General features: G+C 46.9%; 20 protein-coding genes and 1 pseudogene. All 21 read left to right on the top strand.

Annotated elements, in window-relative coordinates; genetic code table 11:
• Positions 1-281: pseudogene (locus HP568_RS25060) on the top strand (ATP-binding cassette domain-containing protein); the annotation flags it as partial.
• The gene (locus HP568_RS25065; protein WP_048033405.1) at positions 274-1,347 is read left to right on the top strand and encodes an ABC transporter permease; all 1,074 of its coding nucleotides are present in this window, start codon (positions 274-276) and stop codon (positions 1,345-1,347) included. The pseudogene HP568_RS25060 and the gene HP568_RS25065, both read left to right, overlap by 8 nt.
• Positions 1,347-2,306 (top strand): ABC transporter permease, encoded by a 960-nt coding sequence (locus tag HP568_RS25070; protein WP_048033404.1) that lies wholly within the window; start codon positions 1,347-1,349, stop codon positions 2,304-2,306. The genes HP568_RS25065 and HP568_RS25070 overlap by 1 nt, the downstream gene beginning before the upstream one ends.
• 129 nt (positions 2,307-2,435) lie before the next feature.
• Positions 2,436-3,614, top strand: coding sequence for a stalk domain-containing protein (locus HP568_RS25075; protein WP_173630534.1), 1,179 nt, complete (start codon positions 2,436-2,438; stop codon positions 3,612-3,614).
• 53 nt (positions 3,615-3,667) lie between these two features.
• Entirely contained in the window at positions 3,668-3,823 is a 156-nt protein-coding gene (locus tag HP568_RS25080; RefSeq protein WP_164724468.1) for a hypothetical protein, read from the top strand.
• 210 nt (positions 3,824-4,033) lie between these two features.
• The gene (yfmF, locus tag HP568_RS25085) at positions 4,034-5,329 is read left to right on the top strand and encodes an EF-P 5-aminopentanol modification-associated protein YfmF (RefSeq protein WP_173630553.1); all 1,296 of its coding nucleotides are present in this window, start codon (positions 4,034-4,036) and stop codon (positions 5,327-5,329) included.
• Between the two features lies 1 nt (position 5,330).
• The gene (gene yfmH, locus HP568_RS25090; protein ID WP_173630535.1) at positions 5,331-6,623 is read left to right on the top strand and encodes an EF-P 5-aminopentanol modification-associated protein YfmH; all 1,293 of its coding nucleotides are present in this window, start codon (positions 5,331-5,333) and stop codon (positions 6,621-6,623) included.
• A 7-nt stretch (positions 6,624-6,630) separates the two neighbouring features.
• Complete coding sequence (gene ymfI, locus HP568_RS25095; RefSeq protein ID WP_173630536.1) at positions 6,631-7,368, top strand: elongation factor P 5-aminopentanone reductase; 738 nt, start codon at positions 6,631-6,633, stop codon at positions 7,366-7,368.
• A 100-nt stretch (positions 7,369-7,468) separates the two neighbouring features.
• Complete coding sequence (locus HP568_RS25100) at positions 7,469-7,738, top strand: DUF3243 domain-containing protein (protein ID WP_048033399.1); 270 nt, start codon at positions 7,469-7,471, stop codon at positions 7,736-7,738.
• Between the two features lie 108 nt (positions 7,739-7,846).
• Positions 7,847-8,626 (top strand): YmfK family protein, encoded by a 780-nt coding sequence (locus tag HP568_RS25105; protein WP_015891684.1) that lies wholly within the window; start codon positions 7,847-7,849, stop codon positions 8,624-8,626.
• Between the two features lie 12 nt (positions 8,627-8,638).
• Complete coding sequence (locus HP568_RS30185) at positions 8,639-9,538, top strand: helix-turn-helix domain-containing protein (protein ID WP_048033398.1); 900 nt, start codon at positions 8,639-8,641, stop codon at positions 9,536-9,538.
• 111 nt (positions 9,539-9,649) lie between these two features.
• The gene (gene rimO, locus HP568_RS25115) at positions 9,650-10,996 is read left to right on the top strand and encodes a 30S ribosomal protein S12 methylthiotransferase RimO (RefSeq protein WP_056488318.1); all 1,347 of its coding nucleotides are present in this window, start codon (positions 9,650-9,652) and stop codon (positions 10,994-10,996) included.
• Positions 10,997-11,572, top strand: a complete 576-nt coding sequence (pgsA, locus tag HP568_RS25120) for a CDP-diacylglycerol--glycerol-3-phosphate 3-phosphatidyltransferase (protein WP_048033396.1) — start codon at positions 10,997-10,999, stop codon at positions 11,570-11,572.
• Between the two features lie 108 nt (positions 11,573-11,680).
• Entirely contained in the window at positions 11,681-12,925 is a 1,245-nt protein-coding gene (locus tag HP568_RS25125; RefSeq protein WP_048033395.1) for a competence/damage-inducible protein A, read from the top strand.
• 8 nt (positions 12,926-12,933) lie between these two features.
• Positions 12,934-14,523: a DEAD/DEAH box helicase gene (locus tag HP568_RS25130; RefSeq protein ID WP_048033394.1), complete on the top strand. Its 1,590-nt coding sequence runs from the start codon at positions 12,934-12,936 to the stop codon at positions 14,521-14,523.
• A gap of 168 nt (positions 14,524-14,691) precedes the next feature.
• Positions 14,692-15,750 carry a recombinase RecA gene (gene recA, locus HP568_RS25135; RefSeq protein WP_048033393.1) on the top strand — a complete coding sequence of 353 codons (1,059 nt, stop codon included), beginning with the start codon at positions 14,692-14,694 and terminating at the stop codon, positions 15,748-15,750.
• A gap of 67 nt (positions 15,751-15,817) precedes the next feature.
• Positions 15,818-16,459 carry a RecX family transcriptional regulator gene (locus HP568_RS25140; RefSeq protein ID WP_048033392.1) on the top strand — a complete coding sequence of 214 codons (642 nt, stop codon included), beginning with the start codon at positions 15,818-15,820 and terminating at the stop codon, positions 16,457-16,459.
• 273 nt (positions 16,460-16,732) lie between these two features.
• Complete coding sequence (gene rny, locus HP568_RS25145) at positions 16,733-18,274, top strand: ribonuclease Y (protein ID WP_007719154.1); 1,542 nt, start codon at positions 16,733-16,735, stop codon at positions 18,272-18,274.
• A gap of 109 nt (positions 18,275-18,383) precedes the next feature.
• Positions 18,384-19,178, top strand: coding sequence for a TIGR00282 family metallophosphoesterase (locus HP568_RS25150; RefSeq protein ID WP_048033391.1), 795 nt, complete (start codon positions 18,384-18,386; stop codon positions 19,176-19,178).
• Between the two features lie 118 nt (positions 19,179-19,296).
• Positions 19,297-19,557 carry a stage V sporulation protein SpoVS gene (gene spoVS / locus HP568_RS25155; protein ID WP_003385776.1) on the top strand — a complete coding sequence of 87 codons (261 nt, stop codon included), beginning with the start codon at positions 19,297-19,299 and terminating at the stop codon, positions 19,555-19,557.
• Between the two features lie 108 nt (positions 19,558-19,665).
• Positions 19,666-20,601 (top strand): dipeptidase, encoded by a 936-nt coding sequence (locus HP568_RS25160; RefSeq protein WP_173630537.1) that lies wholly within the window; start codon positions 19,666-19,668, stop codon positions 20,599-20,601.
• Positions 20,602-20,675: the final 74 nt, after the last annotated feature.

The raw sequence follows: 20,675 nt of genomic DNA on the forward strand, positions 1-20,675 counted from the left end.
AGAACCCGGATTTGCTGATTGCGGCACAACCTACTCGCGGCTTGGATGTAGGGGCTATCGAATTCATTCATCGCAGACTAATTGATCAACGCGATCAGGGAAAAGCGGTTCTCTTGCTTTCCTTGGAGCTGGATGAGGTTATCAATGTGTCCGACCGGATTGCGGTTATTTATGAGGGAGCCATTGTGGGGATTGTCGATGCAAAATCGACAACGGAGCAAGAGCTCGGCTTGATGATGTCCGGCGGAAAAGTAATGCAAGGAGGGGGAAACGATGAATAAAGTTATTGCGGTCTTCACGAAAGAATCGTTTCTCGTTCCTGCCGTTGCGATCCTTCTTGGTCTTTTGACTGGAGCAATCGCAATGCTGGCAGGTGGATTTAACCCAATCGATGCCTATACGGCTTTGATTAAAAAAGTATTTGGAAGCGCGTATAACTTTGGTGAAACAATTCGTCAAATTACGCCTTTGATCTTTACAGGTTTGGCTGTGGCGTTTGCATTCCGTACAGGTCTCTTTAATATCGGGGCAGAAGGTCAATTTATCGTAGGGATGATTGCTTCTACTGTCGTAGGTGTTTCGTTTGACCTTCCAGCTATCATTCATGCTCCACTTGCTATCCTTGCAGGTGCTGTAGCAGGTGGCTTGTGGGGTGCCATTGCCGGTTATTTGAAAGCAGCTCGTGGTGTCAATGAGGTTATTACCAGCATCATGTTGAACTGGGTAGCTCTTTACTTTGCAAACTGGGTCATGAATGCTTTCTTTATTCCAGCAGGCAAACAAACATCCGAAGAAGTAAAGGATTCTGCGATCATTACCATTGGATGGCTGGCCGAAATGTTTGACAATGCTCGTTTACACTGGGGTACACTGATTGCCGTACTCGCAGCTATTTTCTTCTATATCATTCTTTGGAAAACAAAATCTGGTTTTGAATTGCGTTCCGTTGGTTTGAATCCGCATGCTTCTGAGTATGCTGGTATGAACGTGAATCGTAATGTTGTAAAGGCCATGTTCATTGGTGGTATGTTTGCAGGAATTGGTGGAGCTACTGAGATTTTGGGCGTATTCCACTATCAAGCGATCATGACGCAGCATACGGGCTATGGCTTTGATGGAATCGCGGTAGCATTGATTGGCGGAAATACACCATTCGGGGTTATCCTTGCTGCTATATTGTTTGGGGTTCTCACATTTGGTGCGAGCGGCATGCAGTTTAGTGCGGGTGTACCGTTTGAGTTGATTCGTGTCGTGATTGCTTCTGTTATTTTCTTCGTTGCTGCACATGGCATCGTGAAAATTTTCGTTAAGCCGATCTTGATGAAGAAAAAGGAAGGTGGACACTGATGGATTGGGGATTAATTCTCAGCAACCTCGTTCATGATACCATCGTGTTTTCCACTGCCTTGATTTTTGCCGCATTGGGTGGACTGTACTCCGAGCGTTCTGGTGTCGTGAACATTGCGCTAGAAGGTATGATGATTATCGGTGCTTTTACTGGTGCCGTAATGACCTATGCTTTCCAAGATTCACTGGGTGCTTGGGCACCGTGGGTCGGATTTATTGCGGCAGGGATTGCCGGTTCTATTTTTGCCCTCCCGCATGCCGTTGCTTCTGTTACATTTAAAGCAGACCAGACCGTCAGTGGTGTGGCCCTGAACTTCCTGGCAGCTGGGCTTTCCATTTACCTGACCAAAATTATTTTCGACGGAGCAGGTCAGACAACAACGTTGAACACTGTGTTTAACAAATTCAGTATTCCTGGATTGAGTGAAATTCCGTACATCGGACATGCCATTTTTGAGGCGTATCCTACTAGCTATCTAGCTTTCATTGCCGTTTTCCTTACTTGGTATATTGTATTTAAGACACCATTCGGATTGCGCTTGCGTTCAGTTGGTGAGCATCCGCGTGCTGCTGATACAGTAGGGATCAATGTAAAGAGAATGCGATACACGGCTGTTATGATCAGTGGTATGCTGGCTGCATTGGGTGGAGCTACCATTTCTTTGACAACAACCAGTAACTTTTCCCATAATACGGTTTCCGGACAAGGGTTTATCGCGATTGCGGCCTTGATCTTTGGTAAATGGCATCCAATGGGTGCGATGGGAGCAGCTTTGTTCTTTGGTGTCGCTCAAGCGATCAAGTCTTTGGTGCAAATCTTTGGATTGACCAATTACATTCCTACTGAATTTATCTTCATGCTTCCGTACGTACTGACGATTCTCGTGATGGCTGGTCTGGTAGGGCGCTCCAGCGCTCCAGCGGCCCTCGGCAAACCTTACGATACGGGATCACGTTAATCATTCGTTGACAATATTTAGCGTCTAGAACCTGTCACTTCCTCTGTGCGATAATTTTTGTGACTGCTTGCGGTCCGCAAAAAAACGGTCCTATCCGTTTTTGCAAATTATCTGTGGGGAGGGAAAAAGATGAACCGCTGTCTACATACGTACAGCAGTTATCGATGGAACAGGATTCTAGGCGCTTTTGTCTTTTGCCTGATGATAGCAGTATCCGCTGGAATGGTTTCAGCAAAAGAACCAGGACCGGTCATTTCTGTCGTTGTCGATGGAAGGGGAGTCCAATCAGATGTATCGCCCATCCATCAAAATGGACGCATGCTCGTTCCGATCCGGATAGTAGCGGAGGCAACAGGATCAGAAGTAAGCTACGAAGCCAAAACACAAAAAGTATTGCTCAACAAAAAAGGCAAGCATATCACCCTAACAATTGGAAGCCAGGCTGCGTACGTAGATGGAAAACGCTTGAAGATGGATGTCTCTCCCATCATTGTGGATAAGCGGACGCTTGTTCCGATCCGGTTTATCTCAGAGGCTTTTGGCTATCAAGTTCAATGGGATGAGATGTCGGCCGTTGCATACATACAATCCAAACCTGTGGAAGACAAGGCTGCAAGTGTGAAATACTCTTTGAATCCGTATGTCGTTCAACAGGGTGATACCTTATCAAAAATTGCAGCTAGCCATGACACGAGCATGAGTGCTATTCAGAAAAATAATCCTCTCTCTTCTGATGAGCTACTGGTGGGTCAAATTTTATTTTTGCCAGAAGGTGCACAACGAGCTGAGCATCCATTTGCCACAAAAGTTGCGGATGATCAATTGATTGGAAACCAATTTCGGTTTCCTTTCCACGATAATAGCTGGTATGAGCCGTATGGGGATAGCTTCGGGTCTGATCGAGAGTGGACGGAGTCGAATAGCGGCAGTGTCCGTAGTCACGAAGGCATCGACATTATGGCACCGAAAGGAACGCCGATTTACTCGGTATCCGATGGGACGATCAACAAAGTGGGCTGGAATACGTATGGTGGTTGGAGAGTAAACATTACGGATGAGAACGGTCAATATCGGATGTATTACGCTCATTTGCAGGCGTATGCACCAGGATTGTATGTAGGGAAAACGATAAAACCTGGACAACTGATCGGTTTTGTTGGAGATACAGGCTACGGTGGAACTGGTACAGTGGGAATGTTTGAACCTCACCTGCATTTTGGCCTCTATCGTAACAGCACGGGGAAAGCGATGGATCCGTATGATTACTTGCGGATTTGGGAGCAAAATAAAGTGGAGAGTCCCCTCTAATATTGGGACAAACTACTACGGAGTACCTTCACGAATAAAAGGAGGCCCTTCGTATGTGGACTTGTCCGTACTGTGGGGGAAGCCACGGCTTGCCCTTTCACGATGAGCAGTTGGATGGCATGCTCTGTCTCTCGTCTGATTGTGGTCGATTTGTTGAAGAGCATAGCACATCGGATGATCCTCGAGAGTGGGATGCAATGGATATGTAAGGAAAAGAGTGAACGCCCTTTGTAAAAAGGTGTCGTTCGCTCTTTTTTTGTACATATGGAAGCGCTGTGATTTGCGTATTACGGGACTTGCGTGAGCGCATAGGATGAAGGACTGGGATATATAATGGAAGATTCTGATGCTTGATGCCCTGACAATTGGTTACAATAGAGAAGAGTATGAGTAAGCTGATGGAGAAGGGAGATTGGACTATGACTGCTTCTACAACCGAAATTGCATTTCAAAGCTCCCAAATCAATGGGATGAACGTACATATCCTTCCAACCGAAAAGTTCAAGACAACGACAATCGTGACGATGATTGAACAGGCGCTATCGGAGGAGCACGTAACGAAAACAGCATTGCTTGCGATGGTCATGAAACGTGCCAGCGCTCGTTTTCCAGAAACGAAGCTATTGCGAGCACATTTGGATTTCCTGTATGGTGCCATTTTTGATGTAGATGTCACCAAAAAAGGCGAGCGACAAATCCTGCAAATTTACATGGAAGTCCCGAATGAAAAATATTTGTCCAATGAAGCCTCTCTTTTGGAGCAGGCCATCGAATTCGTAGGAGATATGCTCGTTAGACCGTATGTACAAAACAACGCTTTTTCCGAAAAGTACTTGGCACAGGAAAAAGAGACGCTACGTAAACGGATGGAGAGTTTGATCGACGACAAAATGAAGTATGCGAACCAACGTGTGACAGAAGAAATGTGTAAAGGCGAACCATTCGCTCTTCTCGTCCAAGGGCGCGTGATGGATTTGCCGAAGATCTCCGGTCAGGAGTTGTATCAATATTTTAAAGAAGTAACGACGACGAATCCGATCAATATGTTCGTGGTGGGCGATGTTGATCAGCAGGAAGTGAGCGAAGCTATTCGCAAGCATATCCCATTGGAGCGCTCCCAAGTAGGTGAACTACAGATCGCATCGACGGCGAAGGATGTATCAGCTGAACGCGAAGTGATCGATCGACTGGATGTCAACCAAGCAAAGCTCAATATCGGCTGCCGCACGCAGATCACTTATAAGGATGACGATTACCCGACGCTGCTCTTGTTCAACGGGATATTAGGCGGTTTTCCTCACTCTAAGCTGTTTGTCAACGTCCGTGAAAAAGAGAGTCTCGCTTACTATGCCGTTTCCAGGCTAGAGAGTCACAAAGGGATTCTCATGATTATGTCTGGGATTGATGTTAGCAAATATCAGCGTGCGGTTGAGATTATTAAGCAGCAGCTTGAACTGATGCAACAAGGAACCATTACGGAAGAGGAGATGAGTCAGACGCGGGCGACTTTGTCTAACCAGTTCCGTGAGCTGCTGGACAGTGCTCGCGGCATGATTGATTTTACGTACAACGGTGTAATTAGCGGACGTCCTCGGAAAATTGAAGAGCTTTTGGCGGGGATCAACCAAGCGACCATTGAGGATATCAAGAAAGTAGCGAGCAAGGTGACGATCGACACGATTTATCTGCTACGGGACAAGAAGGGAGAGGCATAAGATGCAGACCACTGTCTTTGAACAAGTAAATGAAACGGTATATCATGAAGCTCTCCAAAATGGATTGCAAGTCTATTTGGTTCCCAAACAAGGCTTCAGCAAAACATACGCTGTGTTCACTACGCGCTATGGCTCCATTGATAGCCATTTCCGCACCCGAAGCGGGGAAGAAATCAATGTTCCTGACGGCATTGCGCATTTTCTTGAGCACAAAATGTTTGAGAAAAAAGATCGCGATGTCATGCACGAATTCAGTAAAAATGGGGCGAGCTGCAATGCGTTCACGAGCTTCAATCGTACGGCTTATTTGTTCTCGTGCACAGATAAGCTAGATGACAATCTGAATCTGCTGCTCGACTATGTACAGGACCCGTATTTTACAGATGCCAGTGTAGAAAAGGAAAAAGGAATCATCGGCCAGGAAATTACCATGTACGATGACAATCCTGACTGGAAGGTGTACATGAACCTCTTAAAGGCCATGTACCAAAAGTATCCGATTAACATTGAGATTGCGGGTACGATCGAGACGATTTCTCATATTACAAAAGAATATTTGTATCAGTGCTATGAAACGTTTTATCATCCAGCCAATATGCTCCTATTGGTGGTGGGCTCCTTCGAGCCAGAAGCGATCATGAAGCTCATTCGAGAAAATCAGGGAGCAAAGGAGTTTCCTCCTGCGCCACAAATCACACGCGTTTTTCCTGAAGAGCCATCAGCTCCAGCGGAAGCAAAAGTAGAAGCGTTTCTAACAGTTGGCTTGCCCAAATGCATGATTGGAATCAAGGAAAAGGAAAACGGTCTAACCAAGGAAGCCTTGTTAAAACGCGAGTTGACTACTAAACTGGTATTGGACATCGCGTTCGGCACAAGCTCCGCTGTCTATGAGCGTTTGTATGACAGCGAGCTGATCACGGAAAGCTTTGATTTTGACTACAGTAGTGAGCAGAATTATGCGTATACGATCATTGGTGGAGATACACCTGATCCAGAGCGTTTAGTGGAAACGATCAAAGCAGAAATCGAACAGTTGAAGCAAAACGGTATAGCCCAGGATGATTTTGAGCGTGCAAAGCGTAAAAAAATCGGAAACTTCCTGCGTTCTCTAAACTCCGTAGAGTTTATCGCTAACCAGTTTACCAGCTTCAAATTTAACGGAAATGATTTGTTTTCCGTTGTGCCGACGTTGGAGTCGATCACACGCGAAGATGTGGAAAAACGTTTGAAGGAGCATTTTTTAATCGAGCAGATGGCTGTTTCCATCGTTCGTTCCGCTTCGCCACAGGAGTAATGTATTCATGTTCAAGCAAGAGACGCCATGGGCGTTAATTACGGGAGCGTCCGGAGAGATCGGGCAGGCGATCGCTACCTACCTGATTGATGCGGGGGTTCCCCTTTATCTGCATTACAATCGAAATATAGAAAAATTGGAGCCGTTGGTGCAAAAATGCCAGGAGAGGGGCGTTCCGTACGGCATCCTCCAAGCTGATCTACGGGATCCACAGCAAATTGCGGCTATGTTTGCACAGATACAGGTTGCACCTTTGTTGATCGTAAACAACGCCTCAGTGGATGATGTCGGCTTATTTACGGATGTGACTGTCGAGAAATTCGATGAGCTCATCGCACTCAATGTTCGATCTGCTTTTTTGGTCTGCCAAGCTGCTGCTCCAGCTATGCTGCGTGCAAGGTATGGGCGCATCGTCAACATTTCTTCCATTTGGGGGCTGACAGGCGGTTCATGTGAGGTGCTGTATTCCATGACCAAAGGAGCAATCAATACGTTCACCAAAGCCCTGGCAAAGGAAATGGCCCCAAACGGAATCACGGTAAATGCAGTCGCTCCTGGAGCAATTGCTGGTGGTATGATGGAGCGTTTTGCACCAGATGAAATGGAAATGATCGCGGAAGAAATACCTGCCAACCGTCTCGGACAACCATATGAAGTAGCCGCAGTCGTGCGCTTTTTGCTTTCGGCGGATTCCAGTTATGTGACGGGTCAAGTGATTAGTCCAAACGGTGGATGGTACACGTAGAAGAGCAGTATGCATGAATAAAATACGAGAAATGATGGAATTCTACCTTTTGTGTGGGCAGCAAATCTGTTCGCAACGTACAAAAGGAGGGAATTTCCCTATGTCGATTCTTGACAATTTCAGCGACTGGAAAGCGTTTCTCGGAGATCGGGTAGAACAAGCGAAACAAGCCGGGATGGAAAGCGATACGCTTCAAAATGTAGCTTATCAAATCGGTAGCTATCTGTCTGAGCAAGTAGACCCGAAAAACGATCAGGAGCGTCTGTTGAAACAGCTGTGGGACGCAGGTGATCAACAGCAGCAACAAGCTTTGGCATCACTCATGGTGAAGCTTGTTCAGAATCGCAATGACGCGAACGCTGGCAGCTAGCCATTTAAATCCCCTACTTTTGGGGATTTTTCTTTTCGCGATTGTCGAATGAAACGAACGTGATATACTACATAAGAAGAGAATTCTGGTTGGCGGAGAGGATTGCATATGGAAGCGAAGAAAGAATGGTACATGGAGTATGAGATTGCCCGTAACCGTCCCGGTCTCTTAGGGGACGTATCTTCTATTCTGGGGATGTTGAACATCAATATCGTGACGATCAATGGTGTGGATACCATGCGTCGAGGTATGCTGCTCTTGACCGATGATGATGAAAAAATGGAGGTTTTGCGCAACGTTGTGCAAAAAATGGACAACATAACCATAACGAGGTTACGTCCCCCGACCATGCTGGATCGATTGGCTGTACGCCACGGTCGCTATATTGAACGGGATAGCGAGGACAAAAAAACATTTCGCTTTGTTCGTGAGGAGCTGGGCTTGCTGGTCGATTTCATGGCAGAAATCCTGAAGAGGGAAGGTCACCAGCTCATCGGGATTCGTGGCATGCCTCGCGTAGGGAAGACAGAATCTATGATTGCAGCCAGCGTATCCGCCAATAAACGTTGGACATTCATTTCCTCTACTTTGTTGCGCCAGACGGTGCGTAGCTCCTTAGCCATTGATGAAATGTCTACTGATCATGTATATTTGATAGATGGAATTGTCTCAACGCTGCGATCGACAGAAAAGCACTTTACCTTGCTACGGGAGATTATGAACTTTCCTGCCGCAAAGATCATTGAGCATCCGGATATATTCGTAAGGGAATCAGAGTACCAACTTGATGATTTCCATTACATTATTGAGCTGCGTCATCATCCGGATGAAGAGATTACATATGAGCTTATCAACAATCGCGGCTTTGATAATTTCGAAATGAATTAAGGAGGGGCAGCTGTGTCTGAGCTAGGTCAAGTCCTACAAAGGGCCCGCGAAGAAAAAGGAATCACGCTCGACGACATCCAACGTATCACCAAGATACAGCGGCGATATTTGGAAGCCATTGAAAGGGGTCATTTTCACGTACTTCCTGGCCACTTTTACGCGCGTGCATTTATAAAGAGTTATGCGGAAGCTGTCGGTCTAGACCCGAACCACATCCTGACTCACTTTCAGTCCGATTTGCCGGCCCAGCCACCTACAGAGCAAGTAGAACGACTGCGTCGCAGACGAGTTGCTTCAGCGAACAATCCATTACAAGCGGGGCGATGGGTTACCAAAACCTTGCTCGTATTGTTTATTGCCTTGATTTTCGGGGTTATTTATTTCGCTGTTGTCAACAACAACGGAGGTCAGATGACTCAGCCAATGCCGGGTGGAGCAGTTAACCCTGGAGCTGAAATTGTCACGCCTGGCAATGGTGGTGGAGCGTCAACATCCCCGATTGCTCAACAACCGAAGCCTCCTGCTATTACCACACCGACTCCCGAAACAGGAACAAACCCACCTGAGTCCGTTACGGATACTCCTCAGGCAACCATCACATTCGAATCGCAGCAAGGATCGATGTATAACTATTCCTTGCAAGGTGGAGAAAAAATCACGGTTTATCTGAAGGTGAAAGAAGAAACAAGCTGGTTTGGTATTTCGGAAGGAAAAGGCAAAACGTATGTCGAGCAGGGCACGCTCAAGAAGGATCAGGAAAAAACGATTGAGCTGGGGAAATCCGCTTATATTCGTTTGGGTAAACCGACTGTAGTGGAATTGAAGGTTAACGGAGTCTTGGTAGACACGTCTAAAATGAAGTCAATGCCGTCCAATATTACGATGAAAGTAAAAGAGGCGGTCACCCAGTAGGCAAGCATATGCTTGCCTTTTGTACTTTTCTCTGTTTTGACACTTCCTTGAGGCTTATATTATACTGGATAGGTGTAATATGGGTTGGTGTGACCAATTGGAGGAAAAAAGATGACAGAGAAGGTAGGCACGCGTGAAAAAGTAGCGATTGTAACGCTGGGCTGTGAAAAGAATCTCGTTGATTCGGACATGATGGCCCATCTGATAGATGAAAAAGGTTATGAACTGGTTGATAACCCGGAAGAAGCAACTGTGGTTATCGTCAATACCTGCGGTTTCATCGATGCAGCCAAGGAAGAATCCGTAAACAAGATTCTGGAAATGGGTGAATTGAAGGAATCCGGCAAACTGAAATCGCTTGTGGTGGCAGGCTGTCTCACACAACGTTACAAAGAGGATATCTTGAATGAGATTCCTGAGGTGGACGGCATTGTCGGAACAGGCGATTTTATGTCGATTACAGGTATTATCGAAGAATCTCTTGAGGGCAAGCGACCGATTTTTGTAGGAAATCCCATTTTTACGTACGAAGATGTAGTGAAGCGGAAAGTAAAACAAGGCACATACTCCGCATATATTAAAATTGCCGAGGGTTGCGACAACGCCTGTACGTTCTGCTCGATTCCTTTGATGCGTGGGGGATTCCGCAGTCGTACCATTGAGTCGATCGTAGAAGAAGCGCGTCATCTGGCTGCACAAGGTATCGTAGAAGTAAGTCTGATCGCACAAGATTCTACGAACTACGGAACGGATATTTACGATGGAAAGCTGATGCTTCCCGAGCTTTTAAACCGTCTGGCAGAAGTCGAGGGCATCGAGTGGATTCGTCTTCACTATGCATACCCTGGATTTTTCACGGATGAATTGATCCATACCTTTGCTACCAATCCAAAAGTGTGCAAATACGTAGATATGCCTTTGCAGCACTCCGAAGACCATATTTTGAAAAGAATGCGTCGCCCTGGAAGACAGACGGACATTCGTGCGCTGGTAGAAAAAATTCGCGCGCAGGTTCCAGATGTGGCACTGCGTACCTCTTTGATCGTAGGGTTCCCGGGGGAAACTGACGAAGACTTTGAGCGCCTGAGCGAGTTTGTGAAGGATATCCGCTTTGATCGACTGGGTGTGTTTACTTACTCCAACGAGGATGACACTCCAGCTTCCCGTCTGCCTGACCACGTAGACGAAGAGGTTAAGGAAAAACGTGCGAACATGCTGATGGAGATTCAGCGTGAAGTAGCCGGAGATCGCAATGGACGCTTTGTTGGTCAAGTTCTGGAAGTTTTGATTGAACGTTACGAAGGACGTAACGATATTTATGTAGGTAGAACACAATATGACGCTCCGGAAATCGATGGTGAAGTATTCGTCACTGGATTTAAAGGCGAACTGGGCACCATCGTAAAAGTAAAAATTACACACTCCTATGAATACGATTTAGCCGGGGAGGTAGTCTAGGTGAATCTCGCCAACCGCATCACCCTCGCCAGGATTTTTCTGGTGCCGGTAGTTATGTTTTTTCTGCTGGTGCGTTACAACATCGGGACATTTTCGATTGGCAGCCTGACGATGACGTATAACGAGCTGATTGCGGCTTTGGTGTTTATCCTAGCAGCCAGTACGGACGGACTCGACGGTTATATTGCAAGGAAGAAAAAAATCGTGACGAACTTGGGGAAGTTTCTGGACCCGCTTGCTGATAAGCTGTTGATTTCTGCAGCACTCATTTCGCTCGTAGAGATGCAACGTTTGGAAGCGTGGATTGCGATTGTTATTATCAGCCGGGAGTTTGCGGTAACTGGTCTACGGCTAGTTGCTGCGGCAGAAGGACAGGTAATTGCGGCGAGTGCATTGGGTAAACTGAAAACATGGGTGCAGATCGTAGCAATTACGGCTGTCATGATTCGCAACTTCCCATTTGAGTTCTTCGGCATTCCGTTCGACGAAGTAGCTACTTGGGCGATGGTGATCATCACGATTTACTCCGGGTACGACTACTTTGCGAAAAATCGTAACGTGATCCAATACTCGTAATGCGGGTATTGGTCTCTTTTTTCACAAGACTCTTCTCTTGAGCGTTTGCAAGTGATAAACTATTAGTTTAGAGGCTTTTCTACTCTCAAAGAGAATGGGATGAGGAAGATGAGAGCGGAGATTATCGCGGTAGGTACCGAACTTTTGTTAGGCCAGATCGCTAACACCAACGCACAGTTTCTTTCTCGGAAGCTGGCGGAAATTGGCGTGGGAGTATACTTTCATACGGTTGTGGGAGACAACACGGAGCGATTGCTACAAGTGATTCGATTGGCATCAGGACGATCTGATCTCGTCATTTTCACGGGTGGGCTAGGGCCGACTCAAGATGATTTGACGAAAGAAACCTTGGCGGGGCATGTAGGCATTGGATTGGAAACGAATTCAGAGGCCATGGAGAGAATCGAAAAATTCTTTTCGCAACGTGGGATTGTCATGACGGAGAACAATCGTAAGCAGGCACTGGTGCTTTCTAGCAGCCATGTATTCTCCAACGATTTCGGGATGGCGCCGGGGATGGCGATCCGTCATGACAGTAGTACGTTCGTGCTGTTGCCTGGACCACCAAGCGAGCTGTATCCAATGGTAGAGAATTATGTGATGCCTTACTTAACCGATTTGCTCCCCGAAAAACAAGTGTTTCATTCTCATGTACTCCGGTTCTACGGAATAGGCGAATCCGCTTTGGAGGAAAAACTGCTCGATCTGATCGAAAAGCAGGACAATCCAACGATCGCGCCATACGCCAAAGAATTCGAGGTAACGCTGCGCATTACGGCAAGAGCTGCTACAGTCGAAGAAGGGGAATCCCTAATCTTGCCTGTAGAAAAAGAAATTCTCAGCCGTGTTGGCCAGTATATGTACGGGATGGGCGAGAGCTCGTCGCTGCATGACGTGCTGGTTTCTGAGCTGAAAAAGAGAAATGAGACGATTGCTTGTGCAGAAAGCTGCACAGGAGGAGCGATTGCCTCGTTGATTACCTCTGTGCCAGGAAGCTCGCAAGTGTTTCGTGGAGGGGTAGTCTGCTACACTAATGAAGTGAAGAATCAACTGCTTGAAGTACCTGATTCCATTTTGCAAACAGATGGGGCAGTCAGTGAGAAAACAGCTCAATTGCTGGCTGAACATGTACGAGAAAAGCTGGGAGCTACTTACGGGATTTCTGTTACGGGAGTGGCTGGACCCGATCCTTCCGAGGGCAAGCCTGTTGGCCTTGTTTACGTAGGGATCGCGGCTGAAGGAATACCCACAGTTGTAAAAGAGCTGCGCCTTGCCGGAAGAAGGCATGCAATCGTTGGGCGTGCTGCTAAATACGCGTTGTTTTATGCGCTGCAAATGCAAAAAGAAAGGTGATTTTTTTCATGACGATTTTTTCCGATTTTCCTTTACATAAATCTATTCTGCAAGCAATTCACGATATGGGCTTCGAGGAGCCATCACCGATTCAGGCAGCTTGCATTCCAAAAGTTCTGGATGGCGGTGACCTGATTGGTCAAGCACAGACAGGTACTGGTAAGACTGCTGCATTCGGGATTCCACTTGTAGAAAAGATTACGCCTGCCAATCGTGTACAAGCGATCGTGCTGACCCCGACTCGTGAGCTGGCTATCCAGGTTGCGGGAGAGCTCTTGCGTATCTCGAAATACAACAAAGTTCGTACGCTGCCAATCTATGGCGGACAATCGATCGGACATCAAATTCGTGCACTGCGTCAAGGTGTACAAATCGTTGTAGGTACTCCTGGCCGTGTCATGGACCACTTGCGTCGCAAAACATTGAAGCTGGATCACGTACATACCCTCGTTTTGGATGAAGCGGATGAAATGCTGGACATGGGCTTCATCGAAGATATCGAGACGATCATCAATCATATGCCAGAAGAGCGTCAAACCTTGCTGTTCTCTGCGACGATGCCGCCAGAAATCAAGCGTTTGGCTACCCGTTACATGAAACAGCCGCAAACGATCGCGGTGAGCCGTGAAGAAGTAACGGCACCATTGATCGAACAGGTATACTACAAAGTGTTTGACCGTAACAAAGTAGAGAGCCTCTGCCGTATCTTGGACAGTGAGGATGTTGAGCTGGGTATCATTTTCTGCCGTACTAAGCGCGGAGTAGATGAGTTGTCCGAAGTGCTGCAATCCCGTGGATACCTTGCTGACGGCTTGCATGGCGACTTGTCACAGGCACAACGTGACAAGGTCATGAATGCGTTCCGTGAGGGCTCGATTGAATTCCTGATCGCGACAGATGTAGCAGCACGCGGTATCGACGTAGGAAACGTTTCGCACGTAATCAATTACGATATTCCACAAGACTCTGAGAGCTACGTACACCGTATCGGCCGTACTGGTCGCGCAGGTCGCAAAGGAATTGCGATGACGCTGGTTACGCCTCGTGAAGTAAGACAAATGATGTTTATCCAAAAGCAGACAAAAGCACAAGTTCTCTCTCGCAATGTTCCTTCCCTGGAGGAAGTGGCTGAGCGTAAACAAGAACAATTGCGTGAACAGTTGACTAGCCTTTTGGAAAGCGATGCAATCGCGGATATGTATCAAAAAGTAGCGGATGCTCTCGTAGGTCAATACCCGGCTGAAAAAGTAGCTGCTGCTGCATTGCACCTGGCATTCCATACCGAAGCGGGACAAGGGCAGGAAGTAGAAGCATACAACTTTGGTGAGACGGGTGCAGCAAAAGGCATGGTTCGCTTCTTCCTGAACGTAGGTCGAAATGCGAACATGAAGCCACAGGATCTGGTAAGAGAGATCTCTGAATCTGTGGGTATCCCAGGAAAATCAGTAGGTCGCATCGACATTTTCGAGAACTTCACATTTGTTGAGGTTCCAGAAGAGGTAGCGGCATTCGTATATGAGTCACTGCGTCAAACACGTATCAACGGAAAACGAATCAATCTGGAGCCTGCAAAGCCTCGCGGAGCGAAGCGTTCCTAATTAGAAAGCATTACACAAAGCAGTCATTTCACTGGGATCAACCAGGAAATGGCTGCTTTTTTATGATGCGAATATTTGTTCGTAAAAAATACTTGGCAAACACTTCTGTCTCGAGGTATGATGAAGACAAGCAAAACAGAAGCGAAAAATTGAAAGGGTGTGTACCATTTGTCAGATCGTCGCGCAGCTTTGGAGAGTGCATTGCGTCAAATAGAAAAGCAATTCGGAAAAGGTTCCATTATGAAGTTGGGGGAAGTTTCCAACGTTCAGATTTCTACTGTATCGAGCGGAGCGCTTGCTCTTGATATCGCACTGGGTGTGGGCGGATTCCCACGTGGACGGATTATTGAGATTTACGGACCTGAGTCTTCTGGTAAAACAACAGTAGCACTTCATGCGATTGCAGAAGTGCAAAGACAAGGTGGACAGGCTGCGTTTATCGATGCTGAGCATGCCTTGGATCCGGTTTACGCTGCGAAGCTGGGTGTGAACATCGACGAATTGCTGTTGTCCCAACCAGATACTGGTGAGCAAGCTTTGGAGATCGCGGAAGCGCTGGTGCGCTCTGGTGCGGTAGACATTATTGTAGTCGACTCCGTTGCGGCACTCGTGCCAAAAGCAGAGATCGAGGGTGAGATGGGAGATTCCCACGTAGGTTTGCAAGCACGATTGATGTCCCAAGCACTCCGCAAGCTGTCTGGTGCCATCAACAAGTCCAAAACGATTGCAATCTTCATCAACCAGCTTCGTGAAAAAGTGGGAGTTATGTTCGGTAACCCGGAAACAACTCCAGGTGGACGCGCTTTGAAGTTCTACGCGAGTGTTCGTTTGGATGTTCGTAAAGCGGAATCTATCAAAGTCGGTAACGACATTTTGGGTAGCAAAACGAAGATCAAAGTTGTCAAAAATAAAGTGGCTCCACCATTTAAGGTTGCAGAAGTGGACATCATGTACGGTGAAGGTATTTCCAGAGAAGGTAGCATTCTCGACATCGGTTCTGAGATTGACGTCGTGCAAAAGAGTGGTGCTTGGTATTCCTTCAACGAAGAGCGTCTCGGCCAAGGTAGAGAAAATTCGAAGGTCTTCCTGAAGGAAAATCCGCACATTGCATCACAGATTGAAACGAAAGTGCGTGAATACTTCAGCCTGAACCCTGGCTCTGTTCCAGAAGTAGAGGCAGAGCATGACCCAGAGCAAGATGAAGAGCCTACATTTGATCTGGAGTAAGAAAGTAAAACAGCAGCCTGTCGATGAGACAGGCTGTTATTTTAGCTTTGCGAAGGAGTGAATCATCATGAAGAGCGGCCTGATCACTGCCGTTCATCGAGATATCAAACAAAAGCAACGCTACCATATCGATGTAGAAGGCGAGTATGCCATTACCGTACACGAAGACATACTGGTAAAGTACAACCTATTTAAGGGAACAGAATTAGATGAAGCTTTTTGCCGAGAAGTCTTGATAGCAGAAGAAAAGCATAAAGCGTATTTAGGTGCTTTGCGATACCTCGGCATACGTCCACGGACAAGCAGTCAGCTACATTCTTATTTGGTAGAGAAGGGGTTTTCTACGCAGATTGCCGAAGAGATATGCCAGCGCTGCAAGGATCACGGTTACATCGATGATGAAGCATTTGCGAAGCAATGGGTAGACGAGCGATTGCGTTTGAAGCCGAGGAGCCCGTATATGCTGCGTATGGAGCTTACCCAGCGTGGAGTGGACAGAGCGATTGTAGAGGACGCAGTACGTGGCGTGTCTAGGCAGGCTGAACTAGATGCTGCTCGCGCATTGATAGAGAAGAAGGTGCGACGCATAGAGGGTGTACCGAACCCCGATGAAGAACGCAAGCTGCTGTCCATGCTGATGCGCAAGGGATTCTCCCATGCGATCATTCAACAAATGCGTGAAGAATTGCGTCATAGAAGCGATAGTTAGCGCCAACTCTATTTGCATGATCTTGACAATTCTTGTTCACAAATAATAAAATAGGTTTGTATTTACTTGGTGTATCATAACTTTTTGTGATTTGCTCACTCGTTGCCTATGAAACAACTGAAAAACCGTGCGAAAGCAGTACGGATTCAGCGGACCGAGTAAAATCGGTCTTGTTTTTTAGCCGAATGTTCAAATGTGAGAGCACTCCATGAAAAACAAATGCTTGGAAAGCGGGGAGATGTCTTACAATAAGGAGGTGAAACGAAAAAGCCTATGGATCCTATAATTACTGTTGTCATTGTGCTCGTTGCCCTGCTGATCGGCTTGGGTGCTGGCTACTTCACTCGTAAATCGATTGCGGAAGCGAAGATCTCCAGTGCAGAAGAAGCTGCACGACAGATCGTGGAGGAAGCCAAACGGGACGCCGAGGCCGTTAAGAAGGAGAAGGTGCTGGAGGCAAAGGATGAAGTGTTCAAACTTCGATCTGAAGCGGAAACCGAATTGCGTGAGCGACGCAATGAGATCCAGCGTCAGGAACGACGAATTCTACAAAAAGAAGAATCGTTGGACCGCAAGATGGAACAGTTGGAGCGCAAAGAAGAAGAGTTGTCTGAGCGTGACCGTGCCATCGCAGAACTGCAAAGCAAGGTAGAGCACTTATATAAAGAGCAAGTATCAGAGCTAGAACGAATCTCCGGCTTGACGCAGGATGAGGCGAAGACGATCATTCTCACTGATGTGGAGAATACCGTCCGTCACGAAATGGCTGTGATGATCAAGGAGATTGAGACTCAGGCCAAGGAAGAAGCGGACAAGCGTGCTCGTGAGATCATTACGACCTCCATTCAACGTTGTGCAGCAGACCACGTAGCAGAAACAACCGTTTCTGTGGTTACGCTGCCAAATGATGAGATGAAGGGACGTATTATCGGACGCGAAGGACGTAACATTCGTGCCCTGGAGACGTTGACTGGTATCGATCTGATTATTGACGATACTCCAGAAGCAGTCATCCTGTCTGGCTTCGACCCGATTCGTCGGGAAATCGCCAAGACAGCGTTGGATAAACTGGTCGCAGACGGTCGCATTCACCCAGCTCGCATCGAGGAAATGGTGGAAAAAGCGCGTCGCGAAGTAGACGAGCGAATCCGTGAATACGGTGAGCAAGCAACGTTCGAAACAGGCGTTCACGGCTTGCATCCAGACCTGATCAAGATTCTTGGACGCTTGCGTTATCGTACAAGCTACGGTCAAAACGTACTGAAGCACTCTATGGAAGTGGCACATCTCGCCGGTTTGATGGCGGCAGAACTGAAAGAAGATGTGAAGCTGGCCAAACGTGCAGGTTTGCTGCATGATATCGGAAAAGCGATTGACCATGAAGTAGAAGGTTCACACGTTGAAATCGGTGTAGAACTGGCTAAGAAGTACAATGAGCATCACGTTGTAGTGAACAGTATTGCGTCTCATCACGGTGATACCGAACCAACTTCCGTCATTGCTATGCTCGTGGGAGCTGCCGACGCTCTGTCTGCCGCACGCCCAGGTGCACGCCGTGAGACATTGGAAACATATATCAGACGTTTGGAGAAACTGGAAGAAATCTCTGAGTCGTTCGATGGCGTAGAAAAGTCTTATGCGATTCAAGCAGGACGCGAAATTCGCGTGATGGTTCAACCTGATAAGATTGACGATGCGGAAGCTACCCGTCTGGCACGGGATATCACGAAACGAATTGAAAATGAACTTGACTACCCAGGTCATATTAAAGTAACGGTTATCCGTGAAACACGGGCAGTTGAGTATGCAAAGTAAAGTGGCTGCGTGCCACTTTACTTTTTTTGTAGCACACCAAATGCTCGACGAAGTCAAGTTTTCTACTGAGCAGAGGAATTGTGTATACTAGCAATGAGGTGATTGGGTAATGAAGTTGTTATTCATTGGAGATATTATGGGCTCGCCTGGCAGAGAGATCGTGAAAACATATTTGCCATTATTGAAACGAAAATACAGCCCTACCTTTATCGTAGCGAATGGAGAGAACGCTGCGCATGGTCGCGGGATCACAGAGAAAATTACCAAGGAGCTTTTCGAGTGGGGTGTTCACGCGATCACGCTCGGGAATCATACGTGGGATCAAAGAGAAATTTTCGATTTTATTGATGATGAGCCGCGGATGATCAGACCTGCGAACTTCCCGGAAGGGGCTCCTGGAAAAGGGATTACATATATCAAGCAACCTGAAGGGGAACTAGCCGTTATTAACTTGATGGGGCGAACGTTCTTGCCACCACTCGACTGTCCGTTCCAAATGGCTGACAAGCTAGTAGAGCAAGCTCGGAAGCGTACGAAGCTCATTTTTGTAGACTTTCATGCAGAAGCCACATCGGAAAAGCAAGCAATGTCATGGTATCTCGATGGGAAGGTAACAGCGGTCGTGGGGACTCATACCCATGTGCAAACTGCTGATGAACGTATTTTGCCTCAAGGAACCGGATTTTTGTGTGATGTAGGAATGTGTGGCCCAAGTAATGGTATTTTGGGGATGGAACGCGAAGCTGTTATTAAGAAGTTTTTGACGCAGCTCCCTGTTCGCTTTGAGGTAGCGCCAGACCCTGCGCAGTTGAATGCGGTGTTGATTACGCTAGATAAAACGACTGGGCATGCGAAAAAAATGGAACGAATCAGAATTGACTCTGACCATCCGTTTATGGAATAATGGGAATAAGATTAGAATTTTTTGAATCTTTCAAGCGAGTTAGCAGGAATTTTTAGGGGTTATGCGAATATCATTCTAATGATGACAGGATTCCTATCAGACGGGAGGTTCAAAAAGGATGGAAGTATTAAAAGTTTCAGCAAAGTCTAACCCCAATTCCGTTGCTGGTGCCCTTGCCGGAGTTCTTCGCGAACGAGGAGCGGCTGAGATCCAAGCCATTGGCGCTGGGGCGCTTAATCAAGCTGTGAAGGCAGTAGCAATCGCACGAGGGTTCGTAGCGCCGAGTGGAGTTGACCTCATTTGTATTCCAGCCTTTACCGACATCGTGATTGATGGAGAAGAACGAACTGCAATCAAATTAATCGTAGAACCCAGATGATACAACTGCAAATGCTTCACCTGCCTGTTTGTTCGAAGAATGAACAGGTTTTTTCGTTTGTCCAGAAGTATGAATTCCGAAGTGATCGAAGAGAAGGAGCGTTTCCATATGAAAATCTTTGATGCGCATAGCGATGTATTATGCAAGCTATGGCAGAACCCCGATTTGGACTTCTATAAAGAAGACAAGCTCTTGCAAGCAGGTTTTACCGCTCTTGAAAAAGGGAATGTAGACATACAAGTGCTTGCCTGTTTTGTCCCTTCTCATGTGTCGTTTGGACGACGTTTTCATACTGTACTAGAAATGATCGATATTTTTTATCAAGAGGTGAGTGAAAAATTCCGACCCATTTTCACAAAGGCAGATTTGGCTGAATGCGTATTAAAGGGACAGAAAGGGGCTATTCTGTTTGTAGAAGGCGCGCATGCATTAGAAGAGAGTTTGGTTCAGCTACGTACGTGGTTCCGGCTTGGAGTACGGGGAATGACGCTGACCTGGAATCATGGCAACGCCCTAGCGAGTGGAAATGGAGAGCCGAATCCAGGTGGACTGACTTCATTTGGACGAGAAGTCATTGATGAAATGAATCGGCTGGGGATGATTATTGATGTTTCGCATTTGGCCGATCCAGGATTCTGGGATGTACTAGAATGCTCGAAAGCACCAGTGATCGCTTCACACTCGAATGTGAGAAGCCTATGCCATCACTCTCGCAATTTGACGGACGAGCAAATACGAGCGTTAATCGCCAAAGATGGCGCGATCGGCTTGACGTTTGTAGACTTCTTTACCGTATCGGAGAAGCGCACGGTTTGGATCGATGACTTGTTGCGCCATTTAGATCACATCTGCGCGTTGGGTGGCGTAGACCACGTAGGTTTTGGCTCGGATTTCGATGGGATTACCGAGACGTTTGGAGACATGGCATCTGCGGCAGATTACTCCCAGTTACTAGAAGCTTTGTTAAAACGTTATAAAGAGGCGGAAGTATTGAAATTTGTGCAAGGAAATTGGTTGCGTGTTTTCGGAAACGTGCTACAATAAAGCATGAGGATATTAATGTACCAAGTTCAACATTAAAATTCAGGTCAAAAGTAAGTTGAGTAAAAGCACTTGCA

The sequence above is a fragment of the Brevibacillus sp. MS2.2 genome (assembly GCF_013284345.1).
GTDB lineage: Bacteria > Bacillota > Bacilli > Brevibacillales > Brevibacillaceae > Brevibacillus > Brevibacillus brevis_C.

What these genes read in the sequence shown, in the direction of transcription:
- HP568_RS25065 (WP_048033405.1), top strand. Translation starts at nt 274, where the DNA reads ATGAATAAAGTTATTGCGGTCTTCACGAAAGAATCGTTTCTCGTTCCT.
- HP568_RS25070 (WP_048033404.1), top strand. Translation starts at nt 1,347, where the DNA reads ATGGATTGGGGATTAATTCTCAGCAACCTCGTTCATGATACCATCGTG.
- HP568_RS25075 (WP_173630534.1), top strand. Translation starts at nt 2,436, where the DNA reads ATGAACCGCTGTCTACATACGTACAGCAGTTATCGATGGAACAGGATT.
- HP568_RS25080 (WP_164724468.1), top strand. Translation starts at nt 3,668, where the DNA reads ATGTGGACTTGTCCGTACTGTGGGGGAAGCCACGGCTTGCCCTTTCAC.
- yfmF (WP_173630553.1), top strand. Translation starts at nt 4,034, where the DNA reads ATGACTGCTTCTACAACCGAAATTGCATTTCAAAGCTCCCAAATCAAT.
- yfmH (WP_173630535.1), top strand. Translation starts at nt 5,331, where the DNA reads ATGCAGACCACTGTCTTTGAACAAGTAAATGAAACGGTATATCATGAA.
- ymfI (WP_173630536.1), top strand. Translation starts at nt 6,631, where the DNA reads ATGTTCAAGCAAGAGACGCCATGGGCGTTAATTACGGGAGCGTCCGGA.
- HP568_RS25100 (WP_048033399.1), top strand. Translation starts at nt 7,469, where the DNA reads ATGTCGATTCTTGACAATTTCAGCGACTGGAAAGCGTTTCTCGGAGAT.
- HP568_RS25105 (WP_015891684.1), top strand. Translation starts at nt 7,847, where the DNA reads ATGGAAGCGAAGAAAGAATGGTACATGGAGTATGAGATTGCCCGTAAC.
- rimO (WP_056488318.1), top strand. Translation starts at nt 9,650, where the DNA reads ATGACAGAGAAGGTAGGCACGCGTGAAAAAGTAGCGATTGTAACGCTG.
- HP568_RS25125 (WP_048033395.1), top strand. Translation starts at nt 11,681, where the DNA reads ATGAGAGCGGAGATTATCGCGGTAGGTACCGAACTTTTGTTAGGCCAG.
- HP568_RS25130 (WP_048033394.1), top strand. Translation starts at nt 12,934, where the DNA reads ATGACGATTTTTTCCGATTTTCCTTTACATAAATCTATTCTGCAAGCA.
- HP568_RS25140 (WP_048033392.1), top strand. Translation starts at nt 15,818, where the DNA reads ATGAAGAGCGGCCTGATCACTGCCGTTCATCGAGATATCAAACAAAAG.
- rny (WP_007719154.1), top strand. Translation starts at nt 16,733, where the DNA reads ATGGATCCTATAATTACTGTTGTCATTGTGCTCGTTGCCCTGCTGATC.
- HP568_RS25150 (WP_048033391.1), top strand. Translation starts at nt 18,384, where the DNA reads ATGAAGTTGTTATTCATTGGAGATATTATGGGCTCGCCTGGCAGAGAG.
- spoVS (WP_003385776.1), top strand. Translation starts at nt 19,297, where the DNA reads ATGGAAGTATTAAAAGTTTCAGCAAAGTCTAACCCCAATTCCGTTGCT.
- HP568_RS25160 (WP_173630537.1), top strand. Translation starts at nt 19,666, where the DNA reads ATGAAAATCTTTGATGCGCATAGCGATGTATTATGCAAGCTATGGCAG.